Annotated in this window: 26 protein-coding genes; 11 read left to right on the top strand and 15 right to left on the bottom strand. The window is 57.6% G+C overall.

The genetic code is table 11. The annotated features are described in order from the left end of the window. Positions 1-50: 50 nt before the first annotated feature. Positions 51-2,975, top strand: coding sequence for an error-prone DNA polymerase (locus tag ACTYEO_RS05685; RefSeq protein WP_449322749.1), 2,925 nt, complete (start codon positions 51-53; stop codon positions 2,973-2,975). Between the two features lie 7 nt (positions 2,976-2,982). Here ACTYEO_RS05685 and pip read toward each other — a convergent pair whose 3' ends face one another. Further along, positions 2,983-3,972 carry a prolyl aminopeptidase gene (gene pip / locus ACTYEO_RS05680; RefSeq protein ID WP_449322748.1) on the bottom strand — a complete coding sequence of 330 codons (990 nt, stop codon included), beginning with the start codon at positions 3,970-3,972 and terminating at the stop codon, positions 2,983-2,985. A gap of 72 nt (positions 3,973-4,044) precedes the next feature. On the opposite strand from pip, the gene ubiG reads away from it, so the two are divergent. Further along, positions 4,045-4,791 (top strand): bifunctional 2-polyprenyl-6-hydroxyphenol methylase/3-demethylubiquinol 3-O-methyltransferase UbiG, encoded by a 747-nt coding sequence (gene ubiG, locus ACTYEO_RS05675; protein WP_449323001.1) that lies wholly within the window; start codon positions 4,045-4,047, stop codon positions 4,789-4,791. A 6-nt stretch (positions 4,792-4,797) separates the two neighbouring features. On the opposite strand, the gene ACTYEO_RS05670 is transcribed toward ubiG, so the two are convergent. From ACTYEO_RS05670 to ACTYEO_RS05660, 3 genes are all read right to left on the bottom strand, one after another. Continuing rightward, positions 4,798-5,241, bottom strand: a complete 444-nt coding sequence (locus ACTYEO_RS05670; protein WP_449322747.1) for a MarR family winged helix-turn-helix transcriptional regulator — start codon at positions 5,239-5,241, stop codon at positions 4,798-4,800. 107 nt (positions 5,242-5,348) lie between these two features. Then, positions 5,349-5,606, bottom strand: coding sequence for a glutaredoxin 3 (gene grxC / locus ACTYEO_RS05665; RefSeq protein WP_449322746.1), 258 nt, complete (start codon positions 5,604-5,606; stop codon positions 5,349-5,351). Between the two features lie 35 nt (positions 5,607-5,641). Beyond that, positions 5,642-6,364 (bottom strand): double zinc ribbon domain-containing protein, encoded by a 723-nt coding sequence (locus ACTYEO_RS05660; protein WP_449322745.1) that lies wholly within the window; start codon positions 6,362-6,364, stop codon positions 5,642-5,644. Between the two features lie 42 nt (positions 6,365-6,406). Here ACTYEO_RS05660 and ACTYEO_RS05655 point away from each other — a divergent pair, with 42 nt between their 5' ends. Both ACTYEO_RS05655 and hemH read left to right on the top strand, forming a co-directional pair. Further along, positions 6,407-7,258 carry a methyltransferase domain-containing protein gene (locus ACTYEO_RS05655; protein WP_449322744.1) on the top strand — a complete coding sequence of 284 codons (852 nt, stop codon included), beginning with the start codon at positions 6,407-6,409 and terminating at the stop codon, positions 7,256-7,258. 22 nt (positions 7,259-7,280) lie between these two features. After that, positions 7,281-8,336: a ferrochelatase gene (hemH, locus tag ACTYEO_RS05650; protein ID WP_449322743.1), complete on the top strand. Its 1,056-nt coding sequence runs from the start codon at positions 7,281-7,283 to the stop codon at positions 8,334-8,336. A gap of 104 nt (positions 8,337-8,440) precedes the next feature. Here hemH and ACTYEO_RS05645 read toward each other — a convergent pair whose 3' ends face one another. The 4 genes from ACTYEO_RS05645 to ACTYEO_RS05630 all read right to left on the bottom strand — a co-directional run bounded on the left by ACTYEO_RS05645 (position 8,441) and on the right by ACTYEO_RS05630 (position 11,223). Beyond that, the gene (locus tag ACTYEO_RS05645) at positions 8,441-8,575 is read right to left on the bottom strand and encodes a hypothetical protein (protein ID WP_449322742.1); all 135 of its coding nucleotides are present in this window, start codon (positions 8,573-8,575) and stop codon (positions 8,441-8,443) included. Between the two features lie 135 nt (positions 8,576-8,710). After that, positions 8,711-9,109, bottom strand: a complete 399-nt coding sequence (locus ACTYEO_RS05640; RefSeq protein ID WP_449322741.1) for a (deoxy)nucleoside triphosphate pyrophosphohydrolase — start codon at positions 9,107-9,109, stop codon at positions 8,711-8,713. Continuing rightward, positions 9,106-10,368, bottom strand: coding sequence for a bifunctional glutamate N-acetyltransferase/amino-acid acetyltransferase ArgJ (gene argJ / locus ACTYEO_RS05635; protein WP_449322740.1), 1,263 nt, complete (start codon positions 10,366-10,368; stop codon positions 9,106-9,108). The genes ACTYEO_RS05640 and argJ overlap by 4 nt, the downstream gene beginning before the upstream one ends. 21 nt (positions 10,369-10,389) lie before the next feature. Further along, the gene (locus ACTYEO_RS05630) at positions 10,390-11,223 is read right to left on the bottom strand and encodes a peptidylprolyl isomerase (protein WP_449322739.1); all 834 of its coding nucleotides are present in this window, start codon (positions 11,221-11,223) and stop codon (positions 10,390-10,392) included. 212 nt (positions 11,224-11,435) lie between these two features. Between ACTYEO_RS05630 and secA the strand changes: the two genes are divergently transcribed. The 3 genes from secA (at position 11,436) to ACTYEO_RS05615 (ending at position 16,900) form a co-directional block, all read left to right on the top strand. Continuing rightward, the gene (secA, locus tag ACTYEO_RS05625) at positions 11,436-14,144 is read left to right on the top strand and encodes a preprotein translocase subunit SecA (RefSeq protein WP_449322738.1); all 2,709 of its coding nucleotides are present in this window, start codon (positions 11,436-11,438) and stop codon (positions 14,142-14,144) included. 146 nt (positions 14,145-14,290) lie between these two features. Beyond that, positions 14,291-15,316: a hypothetical protein gene (locus tag ACTYEO_RS05620; RefSeq protein WP_449322737.1), complete on the top strand. Its 1,026-nt coding sequence runs from the start codon at positions 14,291-14,293 to the stop codon at positions 15,314-15,316. A gap of 27 nt (positions 15,317-15,343) precedes the next feature. After that, a complete protein-coding gene (locus tag ACTYEO_RS05615) occupies positions 15,344-16,900 on the top strand; it encodes a substrate-binding domain-containing protein (protein ID WP_449322736.1) in 1,557 nt (518 codons plus the stop codon). On the opposite strand, the gene radC is transcribed toward ACTYEO_RS05615, so the two are convergent. Beyond that, complete coding sequence (radC, locus tag ACTYEO_RS05610) at positions 16,892-17,662, bottom strand: RadC family protein (protein WP_449322735.1); 771 nt, start codon at positions 17,660-17,662, stop codon at positions 16,892-16,894. The two genes, ACTYEO_RS05615 and radC, sit on opposite strands and share 9 nt — an antisense overlap. 54 nt (positions 17,663-17,716) lie before the next feature. Next, positions 17,717-18,529: a type I methionyl aminopeptidase gene (gene map / locus ACTYEO_RS05605; protein ID WP_449322734.1), complete on the bottom strand. Its 813-nt coding sequence runs from the start codon at positions 18,527-18,529 to the stop codon at positions 17,717-17,719. Positions 18,530-18,801: 272 nt separating this feature from the next. Between map and ACTYEO_RS05600 the strand changes: the two genes are divergently transcribed. Genes ACTYEO_RS05600 through ACTYEO_RS05585 form a run of 4 tightly spaced genes read left to right on the top strand, consistent with a single transcriptional unit; the run spans position 18,802 to position 21,759 of the window. Beyond that, a complete protein-coding gene (locus ACTYEO_RS05600; RefSeq protein WP_449322733.1) occupies positions 18,802-19,533 on the top strand; it encodes a competence/damage-inducible protein A in 732 nt (243 codons plus the stop codon). Positions 19,534-19,535: 2 nt separating this feature from the next. Then, entirely contained in the window at positions 19,536-20,267 is a 732-nt protein-coding gene (locus ACTYEO_RS05595; RefSeq protein ID WP_449322732.1) for a GNAT family N-acetyltransferase, read from the top strand. Continuing rightward, complete coding sequence (locus ACTYEO_RS05590; protein ID WP_449322731.1) at positions 20,264-20,827, top strand: peroxidase-related enzyme; 564 nt, start codon at positions 20,264-20,266, stop codon at positions 20,825-20,827. The genes ACTYEO_RS05595 and ACTYEO_RS05590 overlap by 4 nt, the downstream gene beginning before the upstream one ends. After that, positions 20,824-21,759, top strand: coding sequence for an OmpA family protein (locus ACTYEO_RS05585; RefSeq protein WP_449322730.1), 936 nt, complete (start codon positions 20,824-20,826; stop codon positions 21,757-21,759). The genes ACTYEO_RS05590 and ACTYEO_RS05585 overlap by 4 nt, the downstream gene beginning before the upstream one ends. A 102-nt stretch (positions 21,760-21,861) precedes the next feature. Here the strand turns inward: ACTYEO_RS05585 and ACTYEO_RS05580 are convergent, their stop codons facing one another. The 5 genes from ACTYEO_RS05580 to paaB all read right to left on the bottom strand — a co-directional run bounded on the left by ACTYEO_RS05580 (position 21,862) and on the right by paaB (position 25,536). Continuing rightward, positions 21,862-22,767, bottom strand: coding sequence for a LysR family transcriptional regulator (locus ACTYEO_RS05580; RefSeq protein WP_449322729.1), 906 nt, complete (start codon positions 22,765-22,767; stop codon positions 21,862-21,864). Between the two features lie 209 nt (positions 22,768-22,976). Continuing rightward, positions 22,977-24,017, bottom strand: a complete 1,041-nt coding sequence (locus tag ACTYEO_RS05575) for a 2Fe-2S iron-sulfur cluster-binding protein (protein ID WP_449322728.1) — start codon at positions 24,015-24,017, stop codon at positions 22,977-22,979. Between the two features lie 9 nt (positions 24,018-24,026). Then, complete coding sequence (paaD, locus tag ACTYEO_RS05570; RefSeq protein WP_449322727.1) at positions 24,027-24,512, bottom strand: 1,2-phenylacetyl-CoA epoxidase subunit PaaD; 486 nt, start codon at positions 24,510-24,512, stop codon at positions 24,027-24,029. Next, positions 24,506-25,252, bottom strand: a complete 747-nt coding sequence (gene paaC, locus ACTYEO_RS05565; RefSeq protein ID WP_449322726.1) for a 1,2-phenylacetyl-CoA epoxidase subunit PaaC — start codon at positions 25,250-25,252, stop codon at positions 24,506-24,508. The genes paaD and paaC overlap by 7 nt, the downstream gene beginning before the upstream one ends. Continuing rightward, positions 25,252-25,536 carry a 1,2-phenylacetyl-CoA epoxidase subunit PaaB gene (gene paaB / locus ACTYEO_RS05560; RefSeq protein WP_449322725.1) on the bottom strand — a complete coding sequence of 95 codons (285 nt, stop codon included), beginning with the start codon at positions 25,534-25,536 and terminating at the stop codon, positions 25,252-25,254. Before paaB ends, paaC begins: the two co-directional genes overlap by 1 nt. Between the last annotated feature and the right edge of the window lie 29 nt (positions 25,537-25,565).

Below are 25,565 nucleotides of genomic sequence, written 5' to 3'. Positions count from 1 at the left end.
GGCAATGGTCAGACTCGAAAATAGAACAAAACGTGAATATCATAGGGTCTATGGGATTCGCAGAGCTTGCCATAACTTCCAATTTCACCTTCCTCACGGGTGGCTCCCACCCTGAGGAATACGCCGCGCGTGCGGCGCTTCTTGGCATTGATGCCATCGCGATTGCCGATGAAAATTCGGTCTCGGGCATTGTGCGGGCCTATTCCGAGTTGAAAGAGATCGCCCGCCAGATCCGCCTTCTCGCTACACAAGATCCGATAGGCCCACCCAAGCCCGCGCATCTTCCCGACGCGCCGCGCGCGCCCATTGATCACCTCCCCCGCCTATTGCCTGCAGCCCGCCTCGTTCTGCGCGACGGGCTTGAGCTGGTGGCGCTGCCGCGAAACAGGACAGGCTGGGGCAATCTGTGCAAAATGCTCTCTAACGGGCGGCTTAGAGCCGAAAAAGGATCCTGCGATCTTGGGCTTGAAGATGTGCTGGAGCTTGGTGACGGGCTTGAACTGCTTCTCTTCCCCCCGCCTGATCTGTCTTGTGATACGGGGGCGTGGCAACAGATGGCGCGGCGTCTGTCGCACCGCTTTGAGGGCGCGTTGCATCTGCTGATGGCGCCTGCCTATGACGGGCAGGATAGCACGCGGTTTGCAACGCTTGCCCGTTTGGCTGATGCGCTTGAGCTGCCCACCATCGCCTCGGCCTGTCCGATCATGCATCATGGATCACGGCGCAGGCTGACCGATATCCTGACCTGTATTCGGCAAGGTCTGCGGGTGGAGGATCTGGGCACCGAAGCGCAGGCCAATTCCGAACAGCGCTTGCGCTCGGAGCAGGAGATGCGCCGCATTTTCGCGGGCCATCAATCTGCGGTGGACCGCACGCTTGATCTGACCCGCCGCCTGAATTTCCGCATTGACGAGCTGCGCTATGAATACCCGTCCGAGATTGCCGAGGGTGAAACCGCCAGCCAACGTCTGGCGCGGCTGGCTTGGGCGGGGCTGGCTTGGCGTTATCCGCAAGGCATCCCTGATCGCGCCAAAAAGCTTATGGAGCATGAGCTGACCCTGATCGCCAAGCTTGGCTATGAACCCTATTTCCTGACCGTACATGACATTGTCGATTTCGCCCGCTCGCGCGGTATCTTGTGCCAAGGGCGTGGCTCGGCGGCCAATTCGATCACCTGTTATGCGCTCGGGGTGACATCCGTTTCGCCCGAAATCGGCACCATGGTCTTCGAGCGTTTCGTCTCAGAGGCGCGGGATGAGCCGCCCGATATCGATGTGGATTTCGAACATGAACGCCGCGAAGAGGTGATCCAATGGATCTACCAACGCTATGGTCGGCACCGCGCGGGGCTATGTGCCACGGTGATCCATTATCGCGGCAAAAGGGCAGTGCGGGAAGTGGGCCGCGCTATGGGGCTCAGCGAAGATACCCTATCGGCGCTGTCCAGCCAGATTTGGGGCCATTGGTCGGCCAAAGGTCTGGAGGAGACCCGCATGCGCGAGCTTGGCCTTGACCCAACCAGCCCGCGCCTGCGCCAGACCATTGCACTGATCCGCGAGATCATCGGCTTCCCCCGTCATCTCAGCCAGCATGTGGGTGGGTTCGTGATCACTGAGGGGCGGCTTGATGAATTGGTGCCGATCGAGAATGCCTCGATGGAGGGGCGTACGGTCATCTGTTGGGATAAGGATGATATCGACGTGCTTGGTATCCTGAAGGTCGATATTCTTGCGCTTGGCATGCTCAGTTGCATCCGCAAGGCCTTCGATCTTTTGCAAAAGCATCATCAGGTTGATTACAGCCTCGCGACCCTGCCGCCCGAAGACCCCAGCGTTTACGACATGCTGTGTAAATCCGACAGCCTTGGGGTGTTTCAGGTCGAAAGTCGCGCGCAGATGAATTTCCTGCCCCGCATGCGGCCGCGCAGCTTTTATGATCTGGTGATTCAGGTCGCGATCATCCGCCCCGGTCCCATTCAGGGCGATATGGTCCACCCCTTCATCCGCCGCCGCAATGGAGAGGAAGCCGTCAGTTTTCCCTCGGATGCTTTGGGCGAGGTCTTGGGCAAAACCTTGGGCGTGCCCCTGTTTCAAGAACAAGCCATGCAGATCGCCATTGTGGGGGCAAATTTCACCCCCGATGAGGCCGACCGCCTGCGCCGGTCCCTTGCGACCTTTAAAAAGCATGGCAAAGTCTCGGAATTCCGCACGCGGTTTCTCAAAGGCATGCGGGATAACGGCTATGATGCCGAATTTGCGGATCGGTGTTTTTCGCAGATCGAAGGCTTTGGCAGCTATGGATTTCCCGAAAGCCACGCGGCCAGTTTCGCGCTTTTGGTTTATGCCTCCTCGTGGCTCAAATGCCATCATCCCGGCATTTTTGCCTGCGCGCTTCTCAATAGCCAGCCGATGGGGTTTTACGCGCCCGCACAGATCGTACGCGATGCGCGTGAACATGGTGTCGAGGTGCGGCCCGTCTGCATCAACCAGTCGCATTGGGATAATGTGATGGAGCGGAGCGAGACGGGCACACTGGCCTTACGCCTCGGGTTTCGGCAGATCAAATCCATCCGCGAGGAAGACGCCCATTGGATCGTGGCCGCGCGGGGCAATGGCTATCACCATGTCGAAGATGTCTGGCGTCGTGCCTCGATCGATGCGCGGATGCTGACCATTCTGGCCGAGGCTGACACGTTCCAAGTGCTCGGCCTGTCGCGCCGCGAGGCGCTATGGGCAGCCAAAGCGCTTGGCCCGTCCGAGCCTTTGCCGCTTTTCTCGGGCGATCTGGATGGGGAGGGGATTATCGAGCCTGCCGTCCATCTTCCCAAGATGACCGAAGGAGAAGAGGTGGTGGAGGATTATGTCTCGATGCGGCTGAGCTTGCGGCGCCATCCTGTGGCGCTGATCAGGCATCTCCTGAGCCCCGGATTGGTGCCAATGCCGCGCCCTGCCATCTCGGGCTCAAGCCATCAATAGGCCGGTCTTAAAGCCCGAATTTGCTGCGCCTTTGACCAACCGCGCGCATCACACGGATCAACTCATGGCTGATACCTGGCTCGGACAAAGCATGGCCTGCGGCTTTGACCATTTGCAATTTACCACTCGGCCAGCGCTCGGCCAGCATATGGGCGGATTTTGGCGGGCAGATCATATCATACCGGCCCTGAACAATCGTGCCGGGGATATGCGCGATTTTGGGCATATCGCGCAGCAACTGGCCGTCTTGTTCCAGAAAACCGCGATTGACGAAATAATGGTTTTCAAGCCGTGCAAAGGCGCGCGCGTAATCGGCAGGGCTTTCGCCGCCATGGCCGTCACTTTCCATAGAGGCCAGTGCGTTTTCCCATGCAGCCCATGCGCGGGCATAGCGGGTTTCGATCATCAGATCGCCCGAAAACAGACGGCGGTTATAGGCGGCAATCATATCGCCGCGTTCTTCTTCGGGAATGAGGCCTGCAAAACGGGCCCATTGCTCGGGCCAGAACTGCCCCGCGCCGCCGCCATAGAACCAGTCAAGCTCGCGCTGCATCGAGAGGAAGACGCCGCGCAAGGCCAGATAGGCCACGGATGTCGGGTAGGTCTGGGCATAGATCAGCGCAAGCGTTGCGCCCCAACTGCCGCCAAAGACCGCCCATTTTTCAATGCCGAGGGTTTCGCGAATTTTTTCAATATCGGCGGCCAGATGCCACGAGGTATTGGCCGTGACCGAGGCATGCGGGCGCGAGCGGCCACAGCCGCGTTGATCAAATAGGATGATCCGCCATTGCTCGGGGTCAAAATAGCGCCGCATCGCGGGGCTACAGCCGCCGCCAGGTCCACCATGCAGCACCACAACAGGCGCACCATCGGGGTTGCCGCATTGCTCGACATAAAGATGGTGCCCATCACCCACATCCAGACTACGCTGGTCGTAAGGGTCGACCGGCGGGAACAGATGCGCGGCTGCGCGCTTTTGGCCCGAGAACTTGTCCATTACTGTCCTATATAGAACAAAATATCCGGTCTAACACCCGCGCAAGTTTGACAAGAAGAATTGGGGATGTCCATGAACACCGCCACAGGAACTGTTGATGCAGGCGAAATCGCCAAATTCGAGGCTATGGCCGCCGAATGGTGGGACCCAACAGGCAAGTTCAAGCCGCTCCATATGATGAACCCTGTGCGGTTGGATTATATCACCTCGCAGATTGCTGCCGAGTTCGGGCGCGACCTGAAGGCTGATAAACCGTTTGAGGGGCTGCGCATCCTCGATATCGGTTGCGGCGGCGGCTTGTTATCCGAGCCTATGGCGCGGCTTGGTGCGGATGTGGTTGGGGCGGATGCGGCCCCGCGCAATATTCCTGTGGCGCAAATTCATGCTGAGCAATCAGGCCTCGAGATTGATTACCGCCACACCACCGCCGAAGCGATGGCCGAGGCGGGCGAGCAGTTTGATATCGTTCTCAATATGGAAGTCGTGGAACATGTCGCGGACCCGCTGGCCTATCTGACGGCCTGCCACGCGCTTTTGAAGCCGAATGGTCTGATGTTGTGCTCCACGATCAACCGCAACCCGAAAAGCTTTGCCATGGCCATTGTGGGGGCTGAATATATCATGCGCTGGTTGCCCAAAGGAACGCATGAATGGTCAAAATTCATCACGCCGGACGAGCTGTTCGATTTGATCTCCAAGGCAGGGCTGACGCCTGTTGATCGTAAGGGATATGTCTTCAACCCGATCACTTGGGGCTGGTCCATCTCGGATCGGGATTTGAGCGTGAATTACGTCACAGCCTCGACCAAACCTGCCTGAGGCGATCTAGTCTTCGCTTTCAAGGCGCTGGCGCATCTCGCGGATGACGGGCAAGGCCTGACGCACGCGATCCGCGCCAATGGCGTTCACCGTCTCGGACAGGATCGGGGCAATCGCATCAAGCGCTGCTTCGCGCGCCTTGCGGCCCGAGGGGCTGATCGACACGAATTTGCGGCGCGCATCGTCCCAATCGGGGCGGATATGCACATGGCCTGCCCATTCCAGCTTGTTCAAAGTATTGGTCATCGCCCCGCGTGTGACGTGAAACAAGCGCGCCAATTGTGCGGGTGTTTTCTCGTCATTTGCGCGGGCGAGGTGGTTCAACACCGAGAAATGGCTGAGTTCCATGCCTTTGGGCAGCACTTTCGACAGGCGACCGCGTGCAAGCTGGTCTGCCATGAAAACTTCGCTGAATAGGGCAATTGCCAAAGGATCGTCATTCGCGCTCATGCGCGGACTAAAACCCTAGCTGGTGGGTTGGGGCAAGTGGAACTTCCGCAGATCAGGGCGTTTTGCGTTGAACCATAGGCTATTCGCTCAGGTCAACTCCGCGCGTTTTAGCCCTTGAGCAGCGGATCAAGCTTTCCGTTGCGATCCAGATCGGCCAAGTCGTCATATCCGCCGACATGGGTTTTCCCGATGAAAATTTGGGGCACGGTGTGCCGCCCATTGGCGCGGCCAAGCATTTCCTGACGCTTGGCTGGATCGCGCGCGACATCAATCTCGGTGAAACTGACGCCTTTCTCACTCAGAAGCCGTTTGGCCGCATGGCAAAAGCCGCAAAGTGGGGAGGTGTATAATTCGACGTTTTGCATCTGTCTGTCCGCTCATATCGTGGTTTGAATGCAATCTAGGCATCCTTGAGCACGCGCGCCAGAGCGATCACGGAAATGGGACCAGCGCCAGCCGATTGCGCGGCCTGCGTTGCAGCGGAAAACGTGGCGCCTGAGGTCATCACATCATCAATAATCAAAAGCCTGCGCCCCTTCAGGTCGGCCGCGCGTTTGGGGTTTGCGGTGATGCTGCCCGAAAGGTTGTCGAACCGTTGATCACGGTTCAGCCCGTCTTGTGACCGTGTGATCTTGCGGCGCAGCAGCGCGTCAGGCAGGCAAGTCAGCCCCGTTGCTTGCGCCATGGAATGGGCCAAAAGGGCAGATTGGTTATATTTGCGCCGCAGGAGCCGCGTGTGATGTAGTGGCACGGGCAGCAAAAGTGGTGCACCCTCCAGCAGATCAGCGGCGGCGCGCGCCAGCCAAGGCCCCGCCGCGCGCGCGATATCGGCCCGATCACCATGTTTAAGGCCCAAAACCAGCTTTCGCCCGATGGAGGAATAGAGCAGCGCCGCGCGCCTTTTATTCCACGGCCGCGCGATGCTGAGGCAGTCATCGCAGCGCAAGCGCTCATCTTCATCGTCACCAGGCAATGGGCAGCCGCAAGTGTCGCAGATTGCACCATGGATGAAGGGTGTTTCGCCCCAGCATTCACCACATAGCGCAAAATCGGTTCCAACGCGGGTTGCGCAGTGGAGGCATTCGGGCGGAAACACCGCATGCAGGATGCTTTGCATTCTCATCTCTGGCCCCTAAATTGCAACTGACCCTCGAACAGGATTGCCATGACAGTGCCAACACCTTCCTTGGTGGATCGATCCGCCCTTTCGCTTCGGCGTGCGCGTGCACGGCTGGATAGGGCAGGATTCCTCCATGACGAGGCGATCTTCGAAATTCAGGAGAGACTGGTAGACGTTAACAGAAGGTTTACGTCACCCGCGATTGTGACAGGCTTTCGCGAGTATTGGCGCTCTCTTTTCCCGCAGGCGCGCATTGTCGAGGATGCAGAAACGCTCGATCTTGCGCCGCAAGCCCATGATCTGGTTATCCATGCGATGTGTCTGCATTGGTCCGATGATCCGGTAGGCCAGCTTGTGCAGGCGCGTCGGGCGCTCAAGCCTGATGGCCTGTTTCTGGCGGTGTCACTGGGCGGCGAGACCTTGCAGGAGTTGCGCGCCGCGCTTGGGCAGGCTGAGGTCGAGATATCGGGTGGCCTGTCGCCGCGCGTGGCCCCGATGGGGGAATTGCGTGATATGGGCGGGTTGATCCAGCGGGCTGGCCTATCTTTGCCTGTCGCCGATGCTGTTAAGAAAACGGTGACCTATCGCAGCATGTTCCACCTGATGCATGACCTGCGGGATATGGGCGAAACCAATGTTTTGAACACGCGCCACCGTGCTATTCCGCCCCGCAGCCTCTTTGCGCGTGCGGCCGAGCTTTATGCCGAAAATTTTCCTGCTGAAGAAAAACGCATCCAATCGAGCTTTGAGCTCGTATTCCTTTCAGGATGGGCTCCGCATGAGAGCCAACAGAAACCCCTCAGGCCTGGCAGTGCGGGAACGCGGCTTGCCGACGCATTGAACACCACCGAGTTTGACGAGAGCGCTGCTCCCGTCCTAGACCGAGATAAGAAATGAGATTTAGGCCAAGATGAACATTATGCAAAAAACGCCAAAGGCATCCCTCGCACATGCGCCAAGCGATCACCCGAAGGTGAAATTCGGCAAGGTTGGCGTTTTGCTGGCTAATCTGGGCACACCTGACAATTACGATTACTGGTCCATGCGCCGCTATCTGAACGAGTTCCTCTCGGATCGGCGTGTGATTGATTACAGCCCATGGCTCTGGCAGCCGCTGTTGCAATTGATCATTCTGACCAAGCGCCCTTTCAGCTCGGGCGCGGCCTATAAGTCGATCTGGAACCATGAGCAGGGCGAAAGCCCCCTGATGACGATCACCAAAGACCAGACCGCCAAAATGGCCGCCCAAATGCAGGAGCGTTATGGCGAGGATGTCGTTGTTGATTTCTGCATGCGCTACGGCAACCCCTCGACCAAATCCAAGGTTGATGCGCTGGTGGCCCAAGGCTGCACGAAGATTTTGTTCTTCCCGCTTTATCCGCAATATGCGGGCGCGACCTCGGCTACGGCTTGCGATGAATTCTTCCGCTCTTTGCAGGATATCAAATGGCAGCCGCTGGTGCGCACGGTTGAGCCCTATTACGAGAACCCGCTTTATATCGACGCTTTGGCCAGATCGGTCGAAGAGGCCTATTCCAAAATGGACGAGCGCCCTGACGTACTGGTCGCCTCCTATCACGGGGTGCCCAAGCGATATCTGATGGAGGGTGACCCCTATCACTGCCAATGCCAGAAAACGACGCGTCTGCTAAAGGAACGTCTGGGTTGGGAAGACACCGATATTGTCACCACCTTCCAGAGCCGTTTTGGCCCTGAGGAATGGTTGCAGCCCTACACTGTCGAAGAAGTTGCGCGTTTGGCGGAAGCGGGCAAAAAGAAGATCGCTGTGATTGCGCCCGCGTTCTCGGCGGATTGCATCGAGACCCTCGAAGAGATCAATGAAGAGATCGCCGAGAGCTTCGAGCATGCTGGCGGCGAAAGCTTCACCTATATTCCCTGCCTCAACGACAATGACGCGCATATTCATGCGCTGGCCGAGGTCGCTTCGGATAATCTGAAAGGTTGGTTGGGCTGACCTGCTCAGCCAATCGGCACTAAGGGGTCAAATTCCCGAGGTGGGATGCTTCTTAAACAGAAAAAGCCGCGTTTGACGCGGCTTTTTTCGTAGTGTGATTTTGCTTAGGCCGCAGCGCCTACGGGCGTGCCGACATAGGTCTTATCCGCAACGCGAACAACGATCCTGCCATTTGCGGCTTTTCTCACAAAAATACCCTGAATGGATACGCATGTGCCAAGTGTAATTGTTTTAACCATAATACTCCCCCCGAGTTCAGGTATAACAATCATATGGTCAAAGGCGCAAGAAACGAACGTATCTTTCGTATAGGGTTTGATCTTTTGATGTGCTGGGGGCGCTTGATGCTTCGCATTCAACGTGAAGCGATTGGGTCAGAGCCAATCCCGCAGGATCGGGATCAGCGGGACATCTGCCGCAGGCATGGGGTAGGATCTCAAATCTGCAGGCTTTACCCATTTCAACGCCTGCCCTTCGCGCGAGGAGGGGATACCATCCCATTTCCTGCAGGCAAAAAGCGGCATCAGAAGATGGAAATCTTCATAGGAATGACTGGCGAAGGTCAGGGGGGCAAGGCAACTGGACCATGTGTCGATCCCAAGTTCTTCTTGCAACTCGCGGATCAATGCGGCTTCGGGTGTTTCACCTGCCTCGACCTTGCCGCCCGGGAATTCCCAAAGGCCCGCCATGCTTTTGCCCTCGGGGCGCTGTGCCAGCAGCACGCGGCCATCGGGGTCAATCAGGGCGACAGCGGAGACAAGAACCACCTTCATGAGCGGTAATCCGCATTTATGGTGATATAGCCATGCGTCAGGTCACAGGTCCAAACAGTGCCCGAGCCTGCGCCAAGCCCAAGATCAACATCGATCAGAAGCTCTTGGTTTTTCATATAGGCGGCGCCGATCTCTTCGCGGTAGCTATCGGCAACCCAGCCGTTTTCGGCCACAAGAATATCGCCAAAGCGGATCGATAGAAGGTCACGATCAGCCTGAGCGCCCGATTTGCCCACGGCCATCACCACGCGCCCCCAATTCGGGTCTTCACCAGCAAGGGCGGTTTTGACGAGCGGGGAATCCGCGATGGCGCGCGCGACTTTCATCGCATCCGCTTCGGTTTTTGCACCACTGACCCTGACCTCGACAAATTTCGTGGCCCCTTCGCCGTCGCGCACAAGCTGCAAGGCGAGGTCTTTGAGCACGGCCTCAAAGGCTTTGGCGAAGGCCAAAGCGTCGGGGCTTGTCCGATCGCTGATCAAAGCGTGACCTGCTTTGCCCGTGGCCACTGCCATCAGGCTATCCGAGGTGGAGGTATCGCTATCGACCGTTACCGCATTGAAGGTGCGTTTCGTCATATCCGACAGCATGTCTTGCAAGACAGGCTGCGCGATCGCGGCATCTGTAAAGACATAGGCCAGCATCGTCGCCATATCAGGCGCGATCATCCCCGAGCCTTTGGCAAAGCCCGCGATCTTTACAGGTTTGCCGCCAAGGCTCAGCTCGGCTTTGGCGCCTTTGGGGAAGGTATCGGTTGTCATGATGGCGCGGGCAGCACCTTCGGCACCATTTGGGTCAAGCTCATCCGAGAGGTGTTGCAGGATATTGGTGATCCGCTCAGGGGGGAACGGCTCACCGATAACGCCCGTGGAGGCCGAAAAGACATGGGCCTGAGGGATGTTCAGAGCGGTAGCAACGGCTTTGGTCACGGCTTCCACGGTCTGGTCGCCCGCTTTGCCTGTAAAGGCATTGGAATTGCCTGAATTCACCACAATCGCAAACCCGCCATCTGCCTGATCGGACAGGCTGGCAAGCTTGGCCTGACAATCCAGAACAGGGGCGGAACGTGTTGCGGAGCTTGTGAAAACACCTGCAACAGACGCGCCAGCAGAAATTTCTGCCAGCATGACATCGGTGCGGTTTTTATACCGCACACCTGCCGCGCCAGATGCGAAACGCACGCCGTCAATGGCGGGAAGATCGGGAAAACCGCCCGAAGGCGCCAAGGGCGATACGGGCGGGGCAGTTTTTGCAGCCATGATGGGCAGTCCTGTCGTGGATCAGTTATTCAACAGATCGGTATTGCTGATCACGGAAGGGTCAATGTCAAGCTCGGGGCGGATGATATCGGCCTCGGCCATCAGGCCTTCGAGATGCGCATCCATGCGCGCGCGGCGCAGGCCTTCTTCCAACTCGGGGCGCACATCATCAAGCGAGGGCGCTTCGGCCTGTCGTGTGTCGTTCAGGATCAGCACATGCCAACCGAATTGCGTTTCAACCGGATCCGAGATTTCGCCAACTTCCATGTCTGCGGCAGCGGCCTCGAAGGATGGCACCATCATGCCTGCCGAGAACCAACCAAGCTGGCCACCATTCGGGCCAGAGGGGCCAGTCGAATGCTCGCGCGCCAGCTCGGCGAAATCAGCGCCGCCCGCCAGTTCCTCAATCAAGGCCAGCGCTTCTTCCTCGGTTTCAACAAGAATATGGCTGGCATTCCATTCGGTGGTTGGCTCAACCGCGCCGAATTGTGCGTCATATTCGGCCTGCAGTTCTTCGTCCGAGAAAGGCTGCATCGCAATCTCATCCATGACGGAGCCCGCGATAAAGGCGCGGCGTTCGTTTTCGAGGCCAAGCTGGCTGCGCAATCCAATTTCGCCATCAACCGACGACGCGATCGCCTCTTGCTGGATCAATTGTTCAAGCATGCCTTGGAACAACACGTCATCAGGCAATTGCTGATACTGCTCGGGCAAATAGGCGCGCATGACGATGAGGTGACCAACCGTGATTTCATTGCCATTTACCGATGCGACAACGGTATCTGCCTCTTGTGCTGCAACCGGAAAGGCAAGCAGAGCAGAGAGGGCTACACCGGAAAGAAAACGCTTCATCATCAAAAGTCCTTTATTTATTGGCACCCCATCTGGTGGGTTCCGTTGACAGGCCACGGGCTGGCCCTTATGTCCCAATTCGGTTTGGGCGTTAGGGGGCAGGCCGTTTTGCCCATGTCTAGACCGCCGCGCAGGGGCAAACAACCCGAGCGGCCTCACGATTGGATGACCATGGCGGCTTTACGCCACGAAAAAAATTAAAAAGGCGATAGCGGATGCTCGGGCTAGGAAATATTGCGAAAAAGGTCTTTGGGTCGCCAAATGACCGCAAGGTAAAAACAGCCTATCCACTTGTGCAGCGGATCAATGCGCTCGAGCCTGAGTTCGAGGCCCTCACGGATGAGGGGATCATCGCCAAAACCAATGACCTTCGCGAAAAAGTAGCGGGTGGTGCATCGCTGGATGACCTGCTGCCCGAAGCTTTCGCCAATTGCCGCGAAGCTGCGAAACGGGCCTTGGGTCTGCGGGCCTTTGATGTGCAGTTGATGGGTGGCATCTTCCTGCATCAGGGCAATATTTCGGAAATGAAAACGGGTGAGGGTAAAACCCTTGTCGCGACCTTTCCTGCCTATTTGAACGCGCTGTCTGGCGAAGGCGTGCATGTCGTCACGGTCAACGACTATCTCGCCAAACGCGACGCCGAATGGATGAGCAAGGTGTTTGCCGCGCTTGGGATGACGACAGGGGTTGTTTATCCGCGCCAGCCTGATGGTGAAAAGCGCGAGGCCTATGCCGCCGATATCACCTATGCCACGAATAACGAGCTGGGGTTTGATTACCTGCGGGACAATATGCGCGGCTCGCTCGCGGAAATGGCGCAGCGCGGCCATAATTTCGCAATTGTCGATGAGGTCGACTCGATCCTTGTGGATGAGGCGCGCACGCCGCTGATCATCTCGGGCCCCTCGCAGGACCGCTCTGATTTGTATAACGCGATTGATGCCGCGATCCCCTTCATTGAGGAAGAGCATTACACGCTGGATGAAAAGACACGTGGTGTCAGCCTGACCGACGAGGGCAATGATTTCCTTGAGGTGAAACTGGCCGAATTGGGCATCCTGCCCGAGGGTCAGAGCCTTTATGATCCTGAATCAACCACAATCGTGCATCACACCACCAATGCTCTGCGGGCCCATAAGGTCTATCACAAGGACAAGGATTACATTGTTCGCAATGACGAAGTGGTGCTGGTTGATGAGTTTACGGGCCGCATGATGCCCGGGCGGCGGATGTCGGATGGTTTGCACCAAGCGATTGAAGCCAAGGAAGGCTGCAAGATCCAGCCCGAGAATGTGACAATGGCTTCGGTCACCTTCCAGAACTATTTCCGCCTGTATAACAAGCTTGGCGGCATGACGGGCACGGCCGCGACTGAGGCCGAAGAATTCATGTCGATCTATGGGCTTGGCGTTGTGGAAGTGCCAACAAACCGCCCGATCGCGCGGATTGACGATGACGATCATGTTTATCGCACGGCGGAAGAAAAATACACGGCCATCGTTGAATCGATCCGTGAGGCGGCGGCCAAGGGCCAGCCCGTTCTGGTCGGCACCACTTCGATCGAAAAATCCGAAATGCTCAGCCAATTGCTGACCAAGGAGAGTATCGAGCACAACGTTCTGAACGCGCGCCAGCACGAGCAGGAAGCGCAGATCGTTGCCGATGCAGGCAAACTGGGTGCTGTGACAATCGCGACCAATATGGCGGGCCGTGGTACCGACATCAAACTGGGTGGCAATGTCGATTTCAAAATCATGGAAGCCATCGCCGCCGATCCCGAGGCTGACCCCGAGGAAATCCGCGCGCGGATCGAGGCTGAGCATTCCATCGATGAAGAGGCCGTGAAAGCGGCGGGTGGCCTTTATGTTCTAGCCACAGAGCGCCATGAATCGCGCCGCATCGATAACCAGTTGCGCGGCCGCTCGGGCCGTCAGGGTGACCCGGGCCGGTCCTCGTTCTTCCTGTCGCTGGAAGATGATCTGATGCGGATTTTCGGATCGGAGCGTTTGGATAAAATGCTCACCACGCTTGGCCTTCAGGAAGGCGAGGCGATTGTTCATCCTTGGATCAACAAATCGCTTGAACGGGCACAGGCCAAGGTGGAAGGCCGCAATTTCGACATGCGTAAGCAATTGTTGAAATTCGATGATGTGATGAATGACCAGCGTAAGGTTATCTTTGGTCAGCGTCTCGATATCATGGGCGCCGAGGACATCAACGAAGTGGCGCGCGATATGCGCCATCAGGTGATCGAGGATTTGGTCGATCAATATCTCCCTCCCAAGACCTATGCCGATCAATGGGATGTTGACGGGCTGCATGAAGCCGCGCGCGAAATTTTGGCCGTCGATGTGCCCGTGCCCGCTTGGGCTGAAGAAGATGGCGTGGACCAAGAGGTTGTCATCGAACGCCTTGAGGAAACCTCGGATGAGTTGATGGATGGCAAGGCCGCGTCTTTCGGGCCTGAGCAGATGCTGGCCATCGAAAAACAGGTTTTGCTGCAAACCATCGACCAGAAATGGCGCGAGCATTTGCTCAAGCTGGAACATCTGCGTTCGGTCGTGGCCTTCCGTGGCTATGCGCAGCGCGATCCGCTGAACGAATACAAGACCGAGTCCTTCCAGTTGTTTGAAGGCATGCTCGATTCCCTGCGGACAGATGTGACCCAGAAACTTTCGCGTATTCAGCCGATGACGCCTGAACAGCAGGAACAGATGATCCGCCAATTGCAGGAAAAGCAAAAAGAGCAGCAACAAGCAGCTCTTGCCGCGGCTGACGCGGCGCAAACAGGGCCTGCGACAACCCCCCTGATTGAAGGATTTGACGAAAGCAATCCAGATACTTGGGGCAATCCTGGCCGAAACGATGCCTGCCCCTGTGGTTCGGGCAAGAAGTTCAAACATTGCCACGGACGCCTCGCCTGAGGTCTTTTCTCGCTGAGTGGGTCGTGGACTGGCCTCATCCCTCGCAGGGGTGAGCCACCTCACCCTGCCGCGATTCCAGCGAGATTTCGGCACATTAACGCCCGATTTCCTGTGTAGATTCGTTAAATCTATTCATGGAGCGTGGTATGGCCCGCAAGACAACAATGATCAGGATTGCATCTGTCGGCCTATGTTTGGGCGGCGGCGGTTTGGCTGCGGCATATGCCACATCGGACCGTTCGACCCCCGTGGAAGCGGCTGCGATTGCTGCTCCTGCGCAAGACATGGCCAATACAACGGAACAAACGCGCCCCCTCGCGCCGATCACGCCTGTCAGCTTCAATGCGGCGAATACAGAGACAGCTTTGCCAACGCTTCCAAACACGGATGCAGATGCGCTTGGCATTGTGGCGCAGCCTTCAATGCTGCAACCCGTCGAGTTGCCGTCTACCCCTCCGAAAGGGAGCGCGCGCCAATTGGACGGCGCAATTGGCCTTTCTTGCGGTCTTGAGATCAATGCCGTGGCGATGCCCGCAGCAATGGTCGCACTTGATGTAGTGAACCCCTGCCAAGCTGATGCGCGCATCGAGATTGTGCATTCTGGCCTGAGCATTACCGCGCAAGCGGATCAGATGGGCCATTTGAGCGTTGATCTTCCAGCCTTTGAAAACCCCGCTTTCATCACCGTGAATATGCCCGATGGAACGGGCGAAGATGTCTTGGTGACAGTGCCTGATTTCGAGAATTTCGGCCGCGTGGCTATCCAATGGGCCGAGGATCGCGGGTTGGAGTTGCATGCCTATGAATTTGCCGCGGAATTTGGTGGTGAAGGGCATATTTGGTCGGAAAACCCACAGCTGCCCGAGCGCGCAGTTATCGGCGAGGGCGGGTTCCTCACGCAATTGGGCGCGGCAGATGTCGAAGACCCATCGCTGGCGATGGTCTATACCTTTCCCCGCACAGCCATTCAGGGCGAGCTTGAACTGGCCGCCGATGCGCCCATCACCGCGCAATCCTGTGGTCAGACAACCCAAGCCCGCACTTTGGAAACCCGCGCTGACGGGTCGGTTGCAGTGGTCGAGGTCAGCTTTGTTCTGCCCGAATGTGAGGCTATTGGTGATTTCGTGCTGTTGCAAAATCTCTTCCAAGACCTGAGAGTTGCGTCGAACTAAGACGAAACGAACAGATGCAGGAATTCGATGCGTGATGTGATCTGGGCGGCTCTTTTTGCCGCCCTGTTTTTTTCGCCCCCAGCGGCCCAAGCACAGGATGTGATGCTGCGCTCGCTCGACGGCTCTGTCGAGCTTGAAGGCGATTTGCTTGGCTTTGACGGTGAATTCTACCGCGTCGATTCGGTCTATGGGCCGCTTACAATCGCTTCGGAAGGCGTGGCCTGCCTCGGGCCGGGATGCCCCGATCTAGAAGCCTTCGTTGCCGAGGCCCGCTTGGCAGGTGCCCCCGCAATGGCGGAACGCTTGATGCCTGCCTTGTTGGAGGCCTTCGCCCTTGAGCGTGAAATGGAATTCCAGCGCGAAGACGGGGCCGATGGCACCGCCATTTACACCCTGATCCGCAGCACTGATGGCACAACAGCCGCGCGGTTCACTGTGTCCTCGACATCGTCTGATGGCGGGTTTGAGGCGCTTTTGAATGACGAAACTGATCTCGCACTTTCCCTGCGAGAGCCGAGTGTTGTCGAGCAACGTGCCGCCGAGATGACCGAGGATGCCGAGATTTCGCTGTCGCGCCGATCACGGGTTGTGGCGCTGGATGCTTTGGTGCCTGTCGTGTCGCCTGCCAATCCGGTTGTGCAACTCAGCCTGCCGGAGTTGATTTCCATTTACTCGGGCGAGATTACCAATTGGTCCGACCTTGGCGGGCCCGATGCGCCGATCGAGCTGCATTTCCCTGCCGATGGTTCTGGCTTGGCCGAGATTTTCTATGAACAGGTCATGCGCCCCGCAGAGGCAGAATTCACCCAAGCCGTTCAGCGCCATGATGACCTGCGCGAAATCTCGGAGGCTGTTTATAATGATGCCTATGCGCTTGGGGTCACGGGGTATTCTGCCATCCGAAATGCGCGGCAATTGGCCATTTCGGGCGCTTGCGGCTTTGCGCAGCTTGCAACGCCTGGCAGCCTGAAGGCCGAGGATTACCCGCTGACCGCGCCCCTGTTCCTTTACACGCCCGCGCGGCGCCTGCCGCAGCTTGTGCGTGAGTTTATGGCCTTCTTCGAATCGCAAGCCGCTGAGCGTGTGGTGCGGCGTGCAGGGTTTGTGAACCAATCGATCACGCGCACGGGCGTGCATGTTCAAGGTCTGCGTCTTACCAATGCAATCCGTGCGGCGGGGGATGAGGTTGGTTTGACCGATCTCCAATCCCTTGCTGACCGACTGGCGCGGGCCGAGCGGCTCTCGCCGACCTTCCGCTTTGCAGGTGGCGAGGTTGAGTTGGACGCACAGTCGCGCAGTTCGGTGTCACGGCTGGCACGTTCCATTGAGAGGGGCATGTTTGACGGGCGGCGCTTGGTCTTTGTGGGGTTCTCGGATGCGGAAGGATCGGCGGAAGTAAATGAACGCCTTTCCCGTCGCCGTGCCGAGGCCGCGCGCGCTGCGGTCCAAGAGGCTGCCGCTGCGGCCAATCTCTCGCGCGTGACAATGGTGATTGAAGCCTATGGCGAGGCCATGCCTATGGCATGTGATGACACGCTTTGGGGCCGTGCGGTGAACAGGCGTGTCGAGGTCTGGCTAGAGTAGACCTTCGGCACGAAAACTGACTTCCCGCGCTTTGCCGATGACCAAATGGTCATGGATGGTTATCCCCAGAATATCGGCAGCATCCCTGATGGCATTGGTCATCTCAATATCGGCCATGCTGGGTGTTGGATCACCCGAGGGGTGATTATGCACCAAAATGAGGGCCGAGGCGTTCAGTTCCAGCGCGCGTTTCACGACTTCTCTTGGGTAGACAGGCACATGATCAACCGTGCCCGTTTGCTGTGCTTCATCGGCGATAAGCACATTTTTTCGATCCAGAAACAGGATGCGGAATTGTTCAACATCGCGATGCGCCATCGCGGTCTGGCAATAGTCCAGCAGGGCCTCCCATGAGGATAGCAGCGGCTTTTTCAAAACGCGCGCCCGCGCCATGCGGTGGCCAACGGCTTCGATCAGTTTCAATTCGAACACGACCCGTTCGCCCACCCCTTTTACGTCCTTCAACCGCGCAGACGGGGCTGCAAGGACATGGTTAAGATCGCCAAACTTCTTGAGCAAGGCCTTGGCAAGCGGCTTGGTGTCACCGCGGGGCAGCGCGCGGTAGAGGATCATTTCAAGCAATTCATAATCAGGAACAGCATCGGCTCCGCCATCGGTAAAACGCTGGCGCAACCGCCTGCGATGCGCCAAGCGGTGTTCCTCGGCCCCAAGCTGTGGCTTGCGCTTGGGTGGGCCAAGCGGGCGTGCCAGCGCGAAGTCTGGCATGGGTGCTTCGGAAAAGAGATCAGGGTGCCGCGTCATGGGGCAAGACTGCCCCAAAGCGGTTAACACAAGGTTAGTGTTCCGGACCCTAGCCTAGGCTTCATAGGTGGGATGGAACTTGCCTGAGGGAGACAGGGTGAAAATCTCAAACCCGTCTGCTGTCACTCCGATGGAATGTTCAAATTGGGCAGACAAGCTTTTGTCACGGGTGACGGCTGTCCAGTCATCGGCCAAAACCTTTGTTTCGGGACGGCCAAGGTTCACCATCGGCTCGATGGTGAAGAACATGCCTTCCTCAAGAACGGGGCCTGTGCCTTGGCGGCCGTAATGCAGAACATTGGGCGGCGCATGAAAGACCTGCCCCAATCCATGCCCGCAAAAGTCTCGCACAACGCTCATGCGGTTTGCCTCGACATAGGTCTGGATCGCGTTGCCGATATCGCCAAAGGTCGCGCCAGGGCGCACGGCTTCGATGCCTTTGAACAGGGCGTGATGGGTGACTTGGATCAAACGCTCGGCTTTGCGGCCTAGCCTGCCTGCCACATACATGCGGCTGGTATCGCCGAACCATCCATCCACGATCACGGTGACATCAATATTCAGGATATCGCCATCCTTCAGCGTCTTCGCACCAGGAATGCCATGGCAAACCACGTGATTGACGCTGATGCAGCTGGCATGTTGATAGCCGCGATATCCGATGGTCGCAGAGGTCGCGCCAGAGGCATCCACCATCTTCGTGATGGCATCATCAATCGCCTCCGTGCTGACGCCGGGGGCGATCATCGGTGCAATATCGTCAAGGATACGCGCAGCGAGGGCCCCTGCCTTCTGCATGCCCGCGAAATCCTGTGGTCCATGAATGCGGATGCCGTCTTTGGTCAAACGGCCATCGAAATCGTCCAAGTCTCGTCGCTCCGATCATCATGCTTCCTGGTTTTCCAGGTAAGCGTTCGTTCTGGCTTACGCGTCGCGTTCACGCTGCCGCCTGTTTTGTCTGTCCTATGCTCCGGTCTGAAGGAGCCACCTTTGCATTTAACGCTATACGAAGGGTTATCCAAGTCACCTCAGATAGGTGGAAAGAACGCATTTTCCAGCCTTTTCGGTCAAACTTCGATTTGTAAGCCTGTCCGAGCGGACTTATACCCGAGCATGTATCGACACAAGGAGTGGCGCAGATGACAGATAACCCTACTGCAGCAATGTTGGTGATAGGGGATGAAATCCTGTCAGGGCGCACGCGGGATGCGAATATGCATCACCTTGCGGGCGAGCTTACCAAGCATGGCATCACCTTGGCTGAGGTGCGCATTGTCTCGGATGATCACGCGGCAATCGTAGCGGCTGTTCAGGCTCTAAGCAGCGGGTTCGACACTGTTTTCACATCGGGCGGGATCGGCCCCACCCATGATGACATCACCGCCGAGGCGATTGCGGATGCCTTTGGCGTGCCATGTGGCATTCGCGATGATGCCCGCGCTTTGTTGCAGGCCCATTATGACCGCCAAGGCCAAGAATTGAACGAGGCCCGTTTGCGCATGGCGCGCATTCCAGATGGTGCAAGCCTGATCGATAATCCGGTTTCCACCGCGCCGGGCTTCACGCTGAACAATGTGCATGTGATGGCGGGGGTGCCATCGGTGTTTCAGGCCATGGTGGCCTCGGTGCTGCCAAGCCTGACGGGCGGCCAGCCGCTTTTGTCGCAAAGTTTGAACGTGCCGCGCGGTGAGGGCGATATCGCGGGGCCATTGGGGGAATTGGCCGAAGCGCATCCAGAGGTCTCCATCGGCTCCTACCCTTACCAACGCAATGGCGCCTATGGGGCGAATATTGTTGTGCGCTCCTCGGATGGCGCGGCGATTGATCAGGTCATTTCGGCTTTGGCGGCGATCTTCCCAGAGGCTGGCTAAGGATGCAGCCTACGGCGCAGACGCTCTATGAGGTGATCGAGGCGACTTGGCCAGCCGCCCGAACGTTGCGGGTTGGGAAATGGACGATCCGTGACGGCCAAGGCGGGGGAAGCCGTGTGTCTTCGGCGACTTTGGCCGAGGGTCAGGCCAGCGCCTCCGATATCGCCGAGGTGGAATCTGCGATGGCGGCGTTAGGCCAGCCCAAATTGTTCATGATCCGTGATGGTGATGATGCATTGGATGTGGCTCTTGAAGGGCTTGGCTATGTCATCAAAGACCCAGTGACGCTTTATGCCGCGCGGCTTTCCGACATTGTGAAGCCTGACGTCCAATCAGCCAAAGCCTATGACATCTGGCCACCCTTGGCCGTGCAGTTGGAGATATGGGAGGAGGGCGGCATTGGTCCCGCGCGCATCCAAGTGATGGAGCGTTCCGAAAGCGTAAAAACGTCTCTATTTGGCAGAATAGAGGATCATCCTGCCGCCACAGGCTATGTCGCGATCCATCAAGATGTGGCGATGCTTCATGCTTTGGAGACTAAGCCCGAGCATCGCCGCAAAGGGCTTGCGCGATACATGGTTTATGCGATGGCGCAATGGGCGCAGACCCAAGGCGCGGCCTTCCTGTCGCTTGTGACCACACGCGAGAATCTGCCGGCCAATGCGCTCTATGCTTCCATGGGGTTCCAACCTGTGGGACAGTATCACTACAGAATTCACCCCGAGGCATCATGACCCAACCAACCGCATTGAACCTGCCGCCTGTCGATCCGCTGCCCGAGGCGACGCAGAAATATTTCGATATCTGTCAGGACAAATTGGGGATGATCCCCAATGTTTTGCTGTCCTATGCGTTTGACGTGGACAAGCTGAACAGCTTCACGGCGCTTTATAATGACCTGATGTTGGGCGCGAGCAACCTGAGCAAGCTGGAGCGCGAGATGATCGCGGTGGCGGTGTCTTCGGTGAATAAATGCTTCTATTGCCTGACGGCCCATGGTGCGGCTGTGCGCGAGTTATCGGGCAATCCTGAATTGGGCGAGGCCTTGGTGATGAATTACCGCGTGGCTGATATCTCGCCGCGCCAGCGGGCGATGCTGGATTTTGCCGTGATGATGACCGAGGAAAGCCACCGCATCGAAGAGAGCCATCGCGAGGCGCTTCGCGAACATGATTTTTCGGATCGTGATATCTGGGATATCGCCGCTGTTGCGTCTTTCTTCAACATGACAAACCGCATGGCATCGGCTGTAGATATGCGCCCCAATGCAGACTACCACGGCGCGCATCGGTGATCCGCGCAAGCCTATATATCGCCCTTGCGATTGGGCTGGCGGCCCCCGCTGTCGCGCTGGATCTGCCCTTGCCGCCTGTGGCGCAAACGGTGCTGAATGATGTTCAGGAGAGGGGCGAATACGATATCGCAACCGGAGCTTGGCGTGAGGACGCAGGCATCGAGACCTTGGCAGTTGCGGGCATCCTGAACAAAACCGTCTGGCGCATCGCCCCCTACACGGGAACGGTGTCGCAATTGCTTGCCCCGATCGAGGAGATGTTGACCACTGAGGGCTATCAAACGCGGTTGCGCTGTCAGGCGGATGTTTGCGGCGGGTTTGATTTTCGTTTTGCTCGCGATGTGCCGCGTGAACCTGTCATGCATGTGGATCTTGGCAACTACATCTACCTGTCCGCCGAACGCGCAGGGGATGAAGGGGTGGATTACATCGAAATTCTTGCATCGCGCGGGGGGCAGGGGGCCTATCTCTATGTGGCGCAAGTGGGCCCTGCCGCTGGTGAGGGCAGCACAGTAACCTTTTCCACGCGCAGCCCTGATCTGTCGAATGCCGCCTTGCCCGTTGCAGAGCAGTTGCTGACCCAAGGACGGGCCAGCCTTGATGATCTGGTTTTTGATACGGGCCTGTCCTCGCTTTCTGGTGCTGACTACCCCGTTTTGACCGAGATCGCCGAGATCCTCCAACAAGACCCGACCCGCAGGGTCACCTTTGTTGGTCATACCGATGCGCAAGGCTCGCTTGATGCGAATATCGCTCTGTCACGTGCGCGCGCGGATGCGGTGCGCCTTCATCTGATTGATCGTTTGGGGGTCGCACCTGAACAGGTGGCGGCGGAAGGGGTTGGCTATCTTGCGCCACGTGCAGTGAATGCAACCGAAGAGGGGCGCCAAGCCAACCGCCGCGTCGAGGCGATTTTGCTCAACACAGAATAAAAGGGACCCGGCTTGCAATGTGCAAACCGGGTCAAGTCGCGCCTGCCAAGAAGCAGGACGAGCGGCATAAAGCTGTTCCCGTTTGACGGGCGGATACCTGTCCTACCAGTTGATAGGACCCTTATCCTTGAATTGATCTACGAGGAAATCGATGAAAGCGCGGACCTTGGGCTGGGTATAACGGCCCGGAGGATAGACGGCATAGACACCCTGAATATCGATCGGCAATTCAGGGATTGCCTCTTCCAGAAGGCCGTCGCGCACCGCATCGGCATAGAGATAGCTTGGGAGGTAAGCGATCCCGAGACCACCGACCGCAGCGTTCAAGAGCGACTGCCCATCATTTACCGTCAAGGAGCCGGCTGTGCGGACTTGGCGTTTTTCACCCGAGGGGGCCGTGACCTTCCAGACATTGCCGCTGGCTTGGTTGGAATAGTGCAGCAGCTTGTGCTCGTTCAGGTCATCAATCTTTTCGGGCCTGCCATGGGTTTCAAAATATTTCGGCGAGGCAATCATGCGATGCGTGGTTTCGCAAATCTTCCTTGCGCGCAGCGAACTGTCTTCCAGTTCTCCGACACGGATCGCCATATCGAACCCTTCAGAGATCAGTTCTACAAAGCGGTTATTGAGAACCATATTGACCGTAATTTCGGGGTATTCATGCAGGAATTGACCCAGAACCGGCGAAAGATGGTTCACACCAAAATCGGTCGCAATCGAACAACGCAACAGGCCGGAGGGCGCGGTTTGCATCGAGGTGACAAGCGCATCAGCCTCGCCTGCATCATTCAGAACACGGCGCGCGCGGTCATAATAGGCAAGCCCGATTTCGGTTGGATTGACGCGGCGCGTCGTGCGGTTCAACAAGCGTGCACCCAATCGGCTCTCAAGGCTCGAAACATGCTTCGAGACGGCGGATTTCGAAATCCCCATCTTGCGGGCTGCGTCAGTGAAACCACCTTGGTCTACCACTGTCGCGAAGGCCTCCATTTCCGTTAACCGGTCCATTGATCTTCCTTGCATTCAGTTATGCTTCGAGATGCAGCATCGTTTCCAAATACGGCACGATTGCGGAAAGTCTTAGGTCAAAGGCAGGAAATACTAGGGATCGTTAATGACACGGAAACAGAGAAACGCGAGTAATTGGGACCAATGATGGCGAAACCGACAAGATTGTCCCGCTTCGCCAAACAATAGATGCAATTATTAAGCTTTCGTTAAACGTCGTCGAAATCCAGAACCAGTTTCTCACTTGTTGGGCGCGTTTGACAGGCAAGGACAAACCCAGCCTCCGCCTCCCATGATTCGAGGGAGTAATTCACCGCCATCTCGGCGCTGCCCTCTGCAACACGACAGCGGCAAGTGCAGCACATCCCCGCGCGGCAGGAATAGGGAAGCTCCACCCCCTGTCGCTCGGCGGCGTCCAGAACCGTTGCATCGCTTTCCTCAACCCGAAGCTGTTTGCGCACCCCGTCAAGGATGATGTCCAACTCAACGCCATTGGCCACCCCTCCCTCGGCGGGCAGGGACGGCCTTATAGGCACAGGCGCACCCTCAACGAAGAACCGCTCATGATGGATATGGTCTTGATCCACCCCAAGCTTGAGGAGCGTTTTCTGAACCCCGTCAATCATCTGGCTCGGGCCACACAGAAACACACCATCAGCCCCTGCCAGATCAATCGCACCCGCTTGCGCCAGACGCGCGAGCTTGTCGCCATCGATATGCCCATGCAGCAAAGGCACGTCTTGGGCTTCGCGGCTGAGGATATGGATCAAGGTGAATTTGTTGAGATAGCGATCCTTGAGGGTCTCCAAGGTCGCGCGGAACATGATCGTGTCGCTGCGGCGGTTCCCATAGACAAGCGTCACTTCGGCCCCCCGCGCCAAGGCAGCACCCGCAATCGAGACCATCGGCGTGATGCCCGAGCCTGCCGCGATCAGGATCAATCGCTCATATCCAGGATCAACAAAGCGCCCCTCGGGCGGCATGACCTGAATTTGCGCGCCAACCTCCAGCGCCTGCGCAAAGCTTGAGAAGGCCCCACCCTCAACCCGTTTGACCCCGACACAAAGCGGCTCATCAGGCAGCGAGGCGATGGAATAGGAACGCCGGATATCTTGGCCACCAACCTCGGCCCTCAGGGTCAGGTATTGACCAGGCTTCCATTTGAAAGCGGGCTCGGATGCGTCAAACACAAGCACCACGGCATCTTCAATCTCGTGCCGAACATCTTGCAAGGTCAGGTCATGAAACATCGGCGGCCCTCAGATACATTTGAAATAGTCGAAAGGTTCGAGGCAGGCAGTGCAGCGATATTGTGCCTTACAGGCGGTTGAGCCGAATTCGCTCAAACGCTCGGTCTCGCGGCTCCCACAGGCGGGGCAGGTCACTTGGGCTTCCCCGAACAGAGCGCCTTTTCCAACGGGTCCCACGGGGGGGGCGATGCCATAGGCGCGCAGCTTATCGCGGCCTTCTGGCGTGATCCAGTCCGTGGTCCATGGGGGGGACATGACGCGCTCGGTCTTTGCGTCGAACCCCGCATCGCGCAATGCGGCCTCGACCGCCATCTCAATTGCCAGAACTGCGGGACAGCCCGAATAGGTCGGTGAAAGCCGCGCAATCGCAACCCCGTCAACCAAGGCGACCGAGCGCAAAATGCCGAGGTCTTCAACAGTGACGCAGGGCACCTCGGGGTCAGGCACCGCCGCTGCCGCCGCCCAAGCGCGGGCCTGATCCAACACCTCTACCATTGCGCGCCCGGATAGGCGCGTTGCAGATATTGCATCTCCGCCAAGAGATGCCCGAGGCATTCACCATGGAGCCCGCCCCGCCCGCCTGTCTGTGGAAAACCGATTTCGGGCTGCTCCAAAAGGGCCTCCCTGAACACCATATCGATAACGCGCTGCCACTCGCCGCGCATATCAGTGCGCGCGGGAAGGATGCCTTTTTCAACCGCCTCAGCGGAAGCAGGGCTTTCCTCGAATAATTCCTCTGTATAGCGGTGCAATTCCTGCACAGCGGCCTGCATCTTCGCGGCACTCTCGCTTGTGCCATCGCCAAGCCGGATCACCCATTCACCCGCATGCCTGATGTGATAGGCCATTTCCTTGACGGCCTTGCCGGCAATACCTCGGATCACGTTGTCGCTGCTCTCCAATGACGCCTTCCAAAAAGGTTCCATGAAAGCCGCAAAATAGAGTTGCCGCAGCATGGTCTGCGCAAAATCCCCATTGGGACGCTCACATAGCAAGAGATTGCGATACTCTCGCTCGACCCTCAAATAGGCAAGGTCATCTTCGCTGCGACCCTTCCCCTCCAAACACGCGGCATGCTCATAAAGCGTGCGCGCAGTGCCGATCATATCCAGCGCCATATTGGGCATGGCCAGATCTTCTTCCAACATCGGCGCATGCCCGCACCATTCCGAAACCCGATGCCCAAGGATCAGGTGATCATCCGCCAATTCCAGAACAGCATCAAAAAGGGCCATTACATATGCCCCACATCATCTGGGATATCGTAGAATGTTGGGTGGCGATAAATCTTCTCGGCTGTGGGGTCAAAATTCTCACCGGCCTGATCGGGGTCGCTGGCGGTGATTGCAACCGATGGCACCACCCAGATCGATACACCCTCGCCGCGCCTCGTATAGACATCGCGCGCGGCTTGAAGGGCCAAAACCTCATCGGCGGCATGTAGACTGCCCACATGCTTATGGCTCAACCCGTTGCGCGGGCGAATGAACACTTCCCACAGGGATGTTGCCTCAACCATATCCTTGACCTCTTTGCTTCAAAAATACT

This window comes from Rhodophyticola sp. SM2404, assembly GCF_053570515.1.
This window is presented reverse-complemented; position numbering and strand designations above follow the sequence as displayed.